This window comes from Pseudonocardia sp., assembly GCF_025465255.1.
Taxonomy (GTDB): domain Bacteria; phylum Actinomycetota; class Actinomycetes; order Mycobacteriales; family Pseudonocardiaceae; genus Pseudonocardia.
Genome location: NZ_JAODNI010000243.1, coordinates 28,516 through 40,013 on the forward strand (window position 1 = coordinate 28,516; position 11,498 = coordinate 40,013).

Here is an 11,498-nt window from a genome sequence, read left to right on the forward strand (position 1 = left end):
GGGCCGGATGTGCGCCGGCGGGAATCGACGGGAGCCTTCCGGACCGCCGCGCGCGGCGCGAGACTGGTGCGGGCGGACGGGAGGCGGCATGCGGCGAGTCGTGCGGGGCACCCGGTCGGCCGTGGTGCTCGCCCTGCTGGTGCCCCTGGTGCTGCTCGGAGCGGGTCCGGCGGCTGCGGACGTCCAGTTGCTGCCGGAGCGCACGGACGCTGGCGCACAGGACGTCACCGTCGTCTTCCGGGTGAGCAACGACGATCCGGCGGACCCGGTCGTCGGGCTGCGGGTGGCGCTGCCGACGGCACGTCCGCTCGTGGACGTGCGGGTACCGGCGTCCCCCGGCTGGGAGGTGACCACGGCGGCCGTTCCCGGTCGGGCCGCGGTCGGGACGGTCGAGTGGCGCGGCGGGCCCGTCGGCGCGGAGCCGGTTGACCTGACCCTGGTCGTCGGCCGGATGCCTCAGGGCGCGGGTCCGGTTCGGTTCGGTGCGGTCCAGACGGCCCGGTCGGGGACGACGGTCGTCTGGTCCGATCTGCGGGTCACGGGGGCCCCTCCACCCGCGCACGACGCCCTGGTGCTGCCCTACGGCGCTCCGGCGGCCCCGGCCGCGGGTTCCGGCCGTCACCACCACGGCGGGGATGCCGCGCGCACCTCCGCGGGCGCGCTGGGGGATCCGCCGGGGACCGCGTCGATCGTGTGGAGCGTCGGGACGGTGGCCGTGGTGGCGCTGCTGTTCGGCCTCGGGATGCGGGAGCTCGGGAGGCAGCAACGGCGCCGCTTCGACGAGATCAGCGGGAGCCCTGTCACGGCCGAGAGCCCCGTCACGACCGAGAGCCCCGGCGAGCTCAGGACGTCAGCACCGCGCGACCGGACGCCGTGAGGTGCACGGCCCCCGAGCGCGGGTCGTCGGCCTCGATCAGGCCGGCTCCGGCCAGCCGGGGCGCCGCGAACGGGTCCGCGAGGAACAGGCCGTCGACCACGAGCACCGACGGGCCGGACAGCCGGCAGCGGCCGGCGTCGACCGCGCGCAGGACGGCGCGGTCCCGGGCGGTGAGGTCCTGCATGCCACCGAGGCCGAGACCGGTGGTGGCGAGCCCGTCGGTGCGGGTGAGCGTCGTCGCGGACATCACGATCTCCTTCCGTCCGGCCCCCGTGACCTGCTGTCCGGGTGATCCGTGAACGGTTGAAGACTGCTCCCACGCGGGCCGGCGGACCATCAGGTACTCCCTACGGCTGACGGGGCGGACCCGCCTTCGCCGGTAGGGTCCGCCCCCCGCACGGGTCAGCCGGCCAGGTCGAGGACGCTGAGCGTGCCGCTGTTCAGGTTCGTCACGAACGCCCGGCTGCCGTCCGGCAGGACGGCGATGCTCGTCGGCGCGTCCCCGGTGGGGACCGTCGCCGTGGCCGTCCAGGTGTCGGTGTTGATCACCGTGACGGTGTCGCCCTCGACGGCGGTGACGTAGACGAACCGGCCGTCGGCCGACCACGCGACGTCCTGCGGCTTGCTGCCGACCGGCACGGTGGCGATCACCTTCTCCGTGGTCGTGTCGATGACGGTGAGCGAGTCGCTGTCGTAGTTCACGTTCGCCACCAGCGGCTTGCTGGGGGCGACGGCCAGGCTGTGCGGGCTGACCTGAACCTTGACCTCGCCGACGACGCTGTTGTTCGACGTGTCGATGATCGAGACCAGGCCGGCCTCGTGGTTCGCGGTGTAGACCCGGGTGCCGTCGTTGGAGATCGCGGCCCAGTGCGGGTTGGGCGCCACCTTGATGTCGGTGGTGACCTTGCTGGTCGCCGTGTCGATCACGCTGACGGTGCCGGAGTCGTGGTTGGGCACGTAGAGCCGGCTCCCGTCCGGGGTGACGGCCAGGGCGAACGGCCGGGTGCCGACCGGGATCGTCGAGACGATCGAGTTCGACGTCGTGTCCAGCACGCCGACCAGGTTGATCGTCTTCTGGTCGTTGAAGATGCTGACGTAGACGCGTTTGCCGTCCGGCGCGAACGCCAGGTACTGCGGCGGCCCGGCGGTGACCGGGATGGTCGCGGTGACCTTGTCGACGGCGGTGTCGATCACGGTGACGACGCCGGCGGCCCGGTTGGCGACGTAGGCGAGCCGGCCGTTGGGGGAGATGGCGACGAAGCCGGGGGTCTGCCCGGCCGGGATCGTCTGGCCGATGGTCGGGATCGGGACGGCCGTCGGGATCGAGGGCCTCGTGGGGACGGGCTCCTGGGCGGGGAGGCCCGCGTTCGGGTCCACCCCGTTCGGCGACGCCACGACGACGCCGGCGTCCGAGCCGCTGAGCCGGTCGTAGGCGAACCAGCCCACACCGCCCAGGACCAGCACCAGCACCCCGATCAGGGCGGCGAGGAGCGGGCCCTTCCGCCGGGGGCGGGAGCCGTCGGCGGCCGGCAGCGGACCGCCGGCGGTGCCGGTCGGGGGGCCCTCGTTCGGCGGGCCGCCGTTCGGCGGACCGGTGCGGTAGAGGCCGTCCTGCCAGGCTGGCAGGGGCCCGGTCGAGGGCCCGCTCTGCGCGGACGACGGACCCTGCGCGGACGACGGACCCTGCGGCGGCGGTCCCTGGTAGGTGGGCGGCGGGCCGGCCGCGTGCCGGGTGTCCGGCACACGCGGCGGCAGGGTCGTGGTGGCGAAGGCGTCGCTCCCGGCCTGCATCGCGGCGGGCTGGTACAGCCCGGCCGGTGCCACCCCGTTCTGGGATCCGGCGCCCGTGGGCGGGGCGGTGGCCGCGGCGGCGGCGTGCGCCTGCTGCTCCTGGGGCCCTGCGGCGGCGGACACGGCGGCCGGGGGGTACGCCTCGGTCAGGCCCGCGGCCAGCCGTGCGGCGCCCAGGGCGACCGCGTACTTCGGGTGCGCGTCGACGACGGTCGGCGCCCCCAGTTCCTCGGCGATCATCCGGGCGACCAGCGGGATCCGCGACGACCCGCCGACCAGCAGCACCGCGCTCAGGTCCGACGCCCGCACCTCGGCCGAGCGCAGCGTCCGGGTGAGCGCCCCGATCGTCGACTCGACGGGGGCGCGGACCATGTCCTCGAAGTCGTCGCGGGTCAGCCGGACGTCGAAGTGCCGGCTGGGGAGGAATACCGGGATCGTCGTCTCGGTGTCGATCGAGAGGGCCTCCTTCGCCAGGATGCAGTCCTGGCGAAGCCTGGCCAGCGCGACCGCGGTCTGCGCGTCCCCCATGTCCAGCTCGGACAGCGCGCCGCCCGCGGTGTAGTTGACGTGGGCCAGGACGGCCTCGTCGAAGTCCACCCCGCCGAGGCGTTCGATGCCCTCCGGCGTCCCGAGGATCTCGATTCCGTCGGCCGCCTTGCGCAGGACCGTCGCGTCGAAGGTGCCGCCGCCGAGGTCGTAGACGGCGACGATCTCGCCGTCGGAGAGGCTGCGCGAGGCCGCGTAGTGGGCCGCGGCCGCCTCCGGCTCGGTCACCATCCGCGGTACGGCGAGCCCGGCCAGCTGCGGCACCTCCTCGAACAGCTCCCGGCGGTACGGGCCCCAGTTCGCGGGGTGGGTCAGCACGATCGAGTCCGGGGCGGCGCCCTGCGTGGCCTCGACCTTGCCGACGACGTCGGAGAGCAGGCTCGCCAGGAGTGACGTCACCGCGTACGGGACCCCGCCCAGCATCACCGGCGTCGGATCCCCCAGCCGGCGTTTGAACTCCCGGCCCACCCGGTCCGGGTTGCTCACCGCCCGGCGGCTCGCCGCGTCCCCCGTGACGAGGGAACCGTCCTCACGGAGGTACACCACCGCGGGCGCGACGACGCTACGGTCGCCGAGGGTGAACATCTCGACCCTCGACGACTGGGCGACCGCCGCCGCGACGAAGGTGGTACCGAGGTCGACCCCCAGGCTGTACGACACGAGTTCGCCTTCCCTCCAGGCGGAGCCACCGGGGCTTCGCTGACAGGCGTGCGACCGTGATGAGTACACGATCTGGTGCTGTGATACTCGGGACGGGTGTGCTTGTCATTACCGTGAGGGGGGAAAACCCTACTTGCGCCGGGGGAGTGCCCCCTTCCGGAGCAAGCGCGGAACAGTCACCCTGTCCCGATGAGGCTCGAGCCCGCGGCCCGGGCGGACCGTGAGGGCGCCCCGTGCCCAGCGCTGGACGAGCCCGTGGCCCACCCCGGCCCGGCCGACCGGCCCTTCCCGACGAACTCCAACGCGGCCCCGGCGGCCCGGGACGTCCACGCGGCCCGTCGTCACCGGGAGCTGCAGCAGTGGCATGCGCGGCTCCGCCTCGAACGGCAGCTGCACGACGGCGCCGCCCTCCGGATCTCCGCGCTGGCCCTGCAGCTCGGGCTGTTCCAGCACCGGGTGCCCCCGGGCGAACCCGAGCTGCGCGACGCCGTCGGGACCCTGCAGGACGAGCTGGCGACGGCCCTGCAGGAGCTGCGGGACGTCGCGGCGAAGATCTATCCGCCGCTGCTCGACCAGGCCGGCCTCGGGCCCGCCCTGCGCAACCTCGTGGAGCGCCTCGACGCGCCCGTCCGGGTCACCGCAGGCCCGGAGCGATTCGGTGCCGCCGCGGAGGGGGCGGTCTACTTCGCGCTGGCGGACGCCCTCGGCGTTGACGCCGGGGCGCTGCCGGACGAGGTGAGGGTGACCCGCGAGTCCGATCATCTCGTCGTCGTCGTGTCCGGCGCGGGCGTCGGCCTCGGCGAGCTCATCCGGGACCGTGCCTTCCCGCTGGGCGGGTCCGTGACCGGCCCGGATGTCCGTGCTGCCGAGCCGCACGGCGTCGGCACGATCGTTGTGAGGATCCCATGCGAGTAGCCCTGGCCGAGGACGGCGCCCTGTTCCGCGAGGGCCTGCTGATGCTGTTGCAGGCGGCCGGCCACGAGGTGGTCGCGGTCGCCGCCGGGGGCGACGAGCTGATCTCGCTGCTCGCGACGACGCCGGCGGACGTCGCGATCCTGGACATCCGGATGCCGCCCGAGCCTGACGGCGGGCTGATCACCGCCGAGCGGCTGCGCGGCAAGTACCCGGAGATGGGCCTGCTGTTCCTCTCGCACTACGCCGAGTCGCACTACCTGATGCGCATCCTGGAGATCGGCACGGACTCGATCGGCTACCGGCTCAAGGAGCGTGTCGGCAGCGTCGAGGTCCTCAGCGACACCCTGGGCCGGATCGCCGACGGCGAGATCGTCATCGAGCCGGTCCTGGCGAAACGGCTGGTGGAGCGCCCGCGCGGGCAGAAGAAGGACGAGATCGCGGCGCTGAGCGAGCGCGAGGTGGACGTGCTGCGGCTGATGGCCGAGGGCCGCTCCAACAACGGGATCGCGAGCCAGCTGGTCGTCACGCCCAAGGCAATCGAGAAGAACATCGCGAACATCTTCGCCAAGCTCAACCTGCACACCGACACCTCCGAGCACCACCGCCGGGTCCTCGCGGTGCTCACCTACCTGCGCTCGCAGCGCGACGGGAGCTGAGCGCAGGTCCTTGGTCCAGGACGCCGGACGCTCTAGCGTCCGCGTGGGACCGGGCATGCGCCCGGGTGGGGCCGGTGGTGGCTGATGAACCGGGTGATCGCGACCGCGCTGCGCGCGACGGGCGTCGGCGTCGTGGTGCTGGCGGTGTTCGTCGTGGTCGTCGGCGTGCCCGGATGGATCCTGGGCGTGGGTCTCGGCCAGGTCGGGGTGCTGCTGCCGTTCGTCGCCGCGACCGTCTGCGCCATGGTGGTCAAGCCCGTCCTGCGCCGGGTGGACCGGCTCGTCGAGCGGCTGACCCAGCACCGGGGCACCACGCCGTACTCCGCGCTCGCCGAGACCGCCGCCCGGATCCGCAGCGGCAGCCCGGACTCCGCCCTCCCCGGCCTGGCCGAGGTGCTCGCGGAGGGGACCGCGGCGCAGCGCGCCGTCCTGTGGCTCGCCGTGTCGGACCGGCTGGTCGCCGCGGCCGTCCATCCGCCACCGCCCGCGGGGGAGGAGATGGACAGCGCCGACAACCTCGCCGTCCTGCTGGACCGCCCGGACACCGACCACGTCGTCCCGATCGTCGACGGCACGGTCCTGCGCGCGGCCCTCGCGATCGGCAAGCCCGGCGCCGCCATCACCCCTGCGGACCAGCAGCTCATGCGGGACGTCGCCGGAGGCGCGGGTCTGCTGCTGCGTGGGGTCGCCATGAACACCGAGCTCCGGGAACGGGTGCGTCGGGCCGACGAGCTGGCCGGCGAGCTGGTGCGCTCCCAGGAGCGCCTGACGTCCGCGCGGGACGTCGAGCGCCGCCGGCTCGTCGGCGAGCTCTCCCACGCGACGACCGACCGGCTCTCGACCCTGCGGATCGCCCTCGACGGGGCCCGCGAGGACCTGGTGTCCGACACCCCGGACCCGCGCCGCGCAGGAGCCGCGCTCCTGCGCGCGCGGACCGGCCTGGAGGAGCTGCTGGACCGGTTCCGGGTGATCGCGCGCGGCGTCTACCCGGCGATGCTGCGGGACCAGGGCCCGGCGAGCGCGCTCGACGAGATCGCGGCGGACCTGGACCGGGAGGTCGACCTGCGCGGCGGGTCCGAGACGCGGCTGGCGTGGGAGGTCGAGTCCGGCATCTACTACGTGGCCGCGTCGGCGATGCAACGGCTCGCGGAGCATCCCGGCCCCGCGCTCACGGTCGAGCTGTCGCACGCGGACGGCCGGTTCGCGGTGCGGGTCGTGGACCCGGCCCCGTCAGTCACCGCCGGCGACCTGCGGGCCGCCCTGAGCGGGGACCTCGAACGGCTCGCGGCCCTCGGCGGGGACGTGGAGCTCGTCACCGAGCCGTCCGGTGCGCTCGTACTGGTCGCGAGCCTGCCGGAACGGCTCGAACCCCTCGTCGACGTCATCCGGGAGGGACGGGCGTGAGCGGCTCGGGACGGGCGGCGCGCGGCGCGTTCCTCGCGGTCCTGGCCGTCTGCACCGTCGTGGCGGTCGGCTGGCTCGCCGTCGGCGCGTACGTCGCGGTCGTCCAGTACTGGCCGGGCGCCCTCGAGGCCACCGAGTCCGCGGGGGCCGCGGGCAGCCGGTGGTCCGCGGCCGTCGCGGCCGCGGCCCCGGCCAGCGAGCCGCTGGACCAGGCCGTCCTCGACTACGCGCTGAGCCTCGCGAACCTGGTCATCGCGGTGATCCTGCTGCTCCTGGGCGGCCGCGCGTGGTCGATCCGGCTGCTCGCCGTGGCGATGGTCGGCTCGGCGGGCGCGTTCAACCTGCAGGCCCACGCCGCGGCGACGGCGGTGCAGGCGGCCACCGGGTTCGGCGTCGGCGGCCTCCACCAGATCGTGCTGCACGGCATCGCCTCGGCCGCCTACATCCTGGCGCTGCTGGTCTTCCCGACGCCCACCGCCTCGGCCTGGTGGGACGCCCGGCCGGGCGCCCGGTCGAGCCGCTTCGGGCTGGCCGTCGTCGGGGTCGGAGTCCTGGTCGTCGTCGGGTTCGGGACGGCCCTGCTGTGGCACACCGCGAGCTGCGTGCTGTTCTTCGGGTTCCTCGTCCCGGTCACCGGCCTGGTCGTGCTGCCCCGGCGGATCAAGGCCGGGCGGACGGCGGAGCTGCGCACCCAGGCGCGGCTGGTGTTCAGCCTGCTGGTCGCGGCGTCCGCCGGCGTCGTGGTGCTGGGCATCAGCACGCTGCTGCTCTGGGCGCTCGGCGTCCCGGGCCTGACCCTGTACGACCCGACGGCCCACGGCGGCGGCAGCGAGCCCCTGGCCCTGCTCTTCTGGTCCTCCCGGCTGGCGGCCGCGGCGATCGCCGTCGCGGTGCTCGTGGCCGTCCGCGCGGACCGGCTCTGGACCGCGGAGCGGGTCTTCAGCCGCGGGCTCGCCGCGGCCCTCGCGATCGCGCTGGTCGGCGGCGGCGTCGTCTGCGTCCAGGCCGTGGCCACGGAGGCCGGACTCGGCACCCTCGGCTCGCTGCTGCCCGCCGCGGTGCTCGCGGCGCTGGCGTTCCTCCCGGTCTACACGACCGTCGAGGGGCTCACGGACCGGCTGCTCTTCGGCCGCCGGCCGACCCCGTACCGGGCCCTCGCGGACGTCGCGGCGCTGTCCCGCACGACCTCGGACGCGCCGGACCTCGCCCGGGTGGCCGAGGCGGTCGGGGAGGCGCTGGGGGCGACGACGTGCCGGCTCACCGTCGTACGCCCGGGGCTCCGCGACCGGACCTACGCGTGGTCCGCGGCAGGGGTGCCGGCGGGCGAGCAGGGCGATCTCGTCGCGGTCCCCGTGCGCAGCGGCGAGCGCCGGATCGGGACGCTCGCGGTGGACCGCGCCGCCGTCGCCGGGCTGCACGCCGAACGCCGGCACCTGCTGGAGGACATCGCGGACAGCCTCGGGGCGGTCGTCGACGCGAGCCGGCTCGGCATCGAGCTGGAACGCCAGCTGCGGGCCGCGCTCGCGCACGCCGCGGGCATCGCCGGGTCCCGCCGGCAGGCGGTCTCGGAGATGGACCAGGAACGCCGCCGCATCGAGCGGGACCTGCACGACGGCGCCCAGCACCAGCTCGTCTCGCTGCGGCTGGTGCTCGGCATGGTCGAGCACGAGGTCGAGAACGGGCGGCTGCCGCAGGCGGCCGAGCGGCTGGGGGTGTTGGTGGGGCAGCTCGACACCGCCGAGGCGGTCCTCGCCGAGACAGCGAGCGGGGTGCGCTCGATGGCGCTGGCCGAGCGCGGGCTGGTGGCCGCGCTGGAGGCGGAGCTGACCGGCCCGCACACGACCGTGCGGATCGAGTCCGGGCTCGATCCCGACCGGCGGTTCCCGATCGAGCTGGAGTCCGCCGTCTACTTCTGCTGCCTGGAGTCGGTGAACAACGCCCACAAGCACGCCCCGGGCGCCGGGATCGTCGTGCGGTTCGACGAGACCGGCGGCCGGCTGCAGTTCACCGTCCGGGACGAGGGCCCGGGCTTCGAACTGCCCGCGCTCACCCACGTGGGCCCGCGGGCCGCGTCCGCCGGGCGGGGGCTGCGCAACCTGGCCGCGCGCATCCTCGCGGTGGGCGGGCTGGTGGACATCCGCTCGGCGCCGGGCCAGGGCACCGTCGTCGAGGGCTCGGTCCCGGTGCCCGCGGCGGAGCTGGGGGCCGCGATCGCCGCCGAGGCCTTCACCCCGGTCGGGGCCACCGAGCCGCTCGATGTCCCCGCCGTGCCCGATCACCGCGTACCCGATCACCGCGTACCCGATCACCGCGTGCCCGATCACCACCGGCCGGACCTGGACGGGGTGACCGAGGCGATACCGGCCGTGGTGCCCGAACCCTCGCCCGAGCGCGCGGCGGTCGACGAGCCGGACGTCCGGACGCTGCACGGGCGGGTCCGCGCGGTCGTCGCCGAGGCGCGCGGGGCCGTGACCGCCGCGGTCCCGGCCGCCCGGCTCGCCGCCGTCGCCGACCGGCTCGACGAGCCGGTGCGGATCGGCGTCGACGGGCCGCCCGGCGTCGGGCTGTCGACGCTGGTCAGGGCGTTGACCCGGGCGGTGGAACCGATCGCGGGCGCGGTCGTGGCCGAGGGGACCGTGGACGCGGACGCCGTCGTCCTGCTGCTCGACGGAACCCCCGTGGACACCGGGGCCGCACCCGCCGTGGGTGTGCTCCCGCGCGCCGACGAGGCGGGCACGGACCCGTGGCGGGAGGTCGAGCGCCTCCTCGCCGACCCGGGCGTCCGCCGGGCCTGCCACACCGTCGTCCCCGTGTCGGGTCTGCTGGCCCTCGGCGGCGCGGGCCTGGACGACGCCGACCTGGCCGAGCTGCGAAACGAAGCGCCGGCGGGCCGGTCGCTCGCCGACCGGCTCGGCGCCACCGGCCTGCAGCTCGCGGTCGAGCACGCCCGCGCGGGGTCCTCGACCGAGGCGCTCCGTGCGGAGCTCGTGCGCCGCAGCGGGGTGCCCCGGCTCCGCGAGCTGCTCGCCGTCGAGGTCGGAGGGCGGGCGGACGTGCTGCGGGTCCGGGCCGCACTGCACGAGCTGGAGGAGATCGCGGCGGAGCTGCCGGCTGCAGCGCCCAGCGCCCGGAACCTGCGCTACCAGCTCGACCGGATCCGGTCCGGGGCCCACGAGCTCGCGGAGGCGGACCTCGTCGACGCGCTGCGGGCCGGGCGCCCCGCGCTGTCGGACGAGGACCGGGCTGCGGCGGAGAAGCTGCTGGGCATGGCCGGTGACCTGCCGGCCGCACGGCTCGGCCTGCCGGACGGCGCGGGTGGTGACGACGTGCGGCTGGCGGCGGCCGCGCAGCTCTCGCGGTGGCGGCTGCGGGCATCGCAGCCGCTGGCGACGAAGGACTTCCGGGACGCGGCCGCGGTGCTGATCCGGACGTGCGAACACCTCGTGTCCGCGGCACCGGCGACCGAGCCCACCCCTCCCGTGGACCCCGTTCGCCGCGCCGGCGCCCAGGCCTGACGTCCTGCGCCGTTCGGGCCATCCTTCGATCGTCCGAGTGGAACCGTCGGACCCCGGTGATTGACTGTCCGCGGCGTCGGGGGACGGCACGGTGGCAAGGGGTGACGGTGATCCCTGATGTTTCGGGCGGCTCGGGCATGACCGGCGTTCTCGGGCTGGCGCTGCAGGTGGGACGCACGCCCGCCGCCGAGCTCGATCTCGGTGCGATGCTCTCGGGCGTGTGCGCGGGCCTGCCGGCGGCCTTGGGTGTCTCGGGTGCGGTGATCGTGCTGGCGGAGCCGCCGGACCCGGTGAGCGGCGCCGTCTTCGGGTCGGACGAGGCGTCCGCCCGGCTGGGGTTGCTGCAGCACCGCGCCGGTTCCGGCCCGGCCCTCGGCGCGGCGCGGTCCGGCCGCGCGATGGTCACGCCGGACCTCACCCGGATCGGCCCACCCGAGCTCGCGGCCGCCGCCGCGGACACCGGCCTCGTCGTCTCGGTGGCCGTGCCGCTGGCGCTCGACGGGCACGCGGTCGGCGGCCTGCAGCTGCTCGGGCACCCGGGGGTGCGGATGGACTCGCACCTGGCGGACGAGCTGTCCCCGCTGGTCGAGGCGCTGTCCGCGCGCCTCGCGGACGTCCGGGAGCTGAGCCGGTGCAGGGCCGCGGTCGCCCGGTCGACGGCGGAGCGGGAGCGCTCCACCCCCGTGGAGCAGGCCACGGGGATGCTGGCCGAGCGGTACCGCACGGACGTCGAGGAAGCCGGGCGCTACCTGCGCAGCCAGGCCGGGAACACCGGTCGTGAGCTCGCCGAGACGGCGGCCGCGGTGATCGAGCGCCGAGACGGCGACGGCGCGGTGGCACCGACGGTGCCGGGGCCCCGGGAGGGCGGGCCGGGGGAGCGGGTGGAGCCCGGCCCACCCGCCGGGACGGGCGGACACCGGCGCGCGGGTGCCGCGCCTCCGGAGGACCTGCGGGCCCGCGAGGACCGGTTCCGGGAGGCGCGTTCCCGGGCCGCGGAGCCGCGCCGCCCGCGAGACCTCCGGCCGGAGGGCCGGGCCGGCCCGCATCCGCCTCTGCCTCTGCCGGAGCAGTCCGGCCCGGCGCAGCCCGAACCGGCGCAGCCCGAACCGGCGCAGCCCGAACCGGCGCAGCCCG

At 75.7% G+C, this 11,498-nt stretch carries 8 protein-coding genes; 6 read left to right on the forward strand and 2 right to left on the reverse strand.

Going from position 1 to position 11,498, the window contains the following annotated elements; all coding sequences use genetic code 11:
• Positions 1–88: 88 nt before the first annotated feature.
• Entirely contained in the window at positions 89–877 is a 789-nt protein-coding gene (locus tag JWP64_RS30170; RefSeq protein WP_297503715.1) for a DUF1775 domain-containing protein, read from the forward strand.
• Here JWP64_RS30170 and JWP64_RS30175 read toward each other — a convergent pair.
• Both JWP64_RS30175 and JWP64_RS30180 read right to left on the reverse strand, forming a co-directional pair.
• Positions 843–1,124, reverse strand: a complete 282-nt coding sequence (locus JWP64_RS30175; RefSeq protein ID WP_297503717.1) for a hypothetical protein — start codon at positions 1,122–1,124, stop codon at positions 843–845. The two genes, JWP64_RS30170 and JWP64_RS30175, sit on opposite strands and share 35 nt — an antisense overlap.
• A gap of 155 nt (positions 1,125–1,279) precedes the next feature.
• Positions 1,280–3,874, reverse strand: a complete 2,595-nt coding sequence (locus JWP64_RS30180) for an Hsp70 family protein (RefSeq protein ID WP_297503719.1) — start codon at positions 3,872–3,874, stop codon at positions 1,280–1,282.
• 189 nt (positions 3,875–4,063) lie between these two features.
• Here JWP64_RS30180 and JWP64_RS30185 point away from each other — a divergent pair, with 189 nt between their 5' ends.
• From JWP64_RS30185 to JWP64_RS30205, 5 genes are all read left to right on the forward strand, one after another.
• The gene (locus JWP64_RS30185) at positions 4,064–4,789 is read left to right on the forward strand and encodes a histidine kinase (RefSeq protein ID WP_297503721.1); all 726 of its coding nucleotides are present in this window, start codon (positions 4,064–4,066) and stop codon (positions 4,787–4,789) included.
• Positions 4,780–5,445 carry a response regulator transcription factor gene (locus tag JWP64_RS30190; RefSeq protein ID WP_297503723.1) on the forward strand — a complete coding sequence of 222 codons (666 nt, stop codon included), beginning with the start codon at positions 4,780–4,782 and terminating at the stop codon, positions 5,443–5,445. Before JWP64_RS30185 ends, JWP64_RS30190 begins: the two co-directional genes overlap by 10 nt.
• A gap of 84 nt (positions 5,446–5,529) precedes the next feature.
• The gene (locus tag JWP64_RS30195; protein WP_297503725.1) at positions 5,530–6,849 is read left to right on the forward strand and encodes a hypothetical protein; all 1,320 of its coding nucleotides are present in this window, start codon (positions 5,530–5,532) and stop codon (positions 6,847–6,849) included.
• The gene (locus tag JWP64_RS30200; protein ID WP_297503727.1) at positions 6,846–10,364 is read left to right on the forward strand and encodes an ATP-binding protein; all 3,519 of its coding nucleotides are present in this window, start codon (positions 6,846–6,848) and stop codon (positions 10,362–10,364) included. Before JWP64_RS30195 ends, JWP64_RS30200 begins: the two co-directional genes overlap by 4 nt.
• A gap of 101 nt (positions 10,365–10,465) precedes the next feature.
• On the forward strand, positions 10,466–11,498 hold a 1,033-nt coding region (locus tag JWP64_RS30205; RefSeq protein WP_297503729.1), incomplete at its 3' end, for an ANTAR domain-containing protein.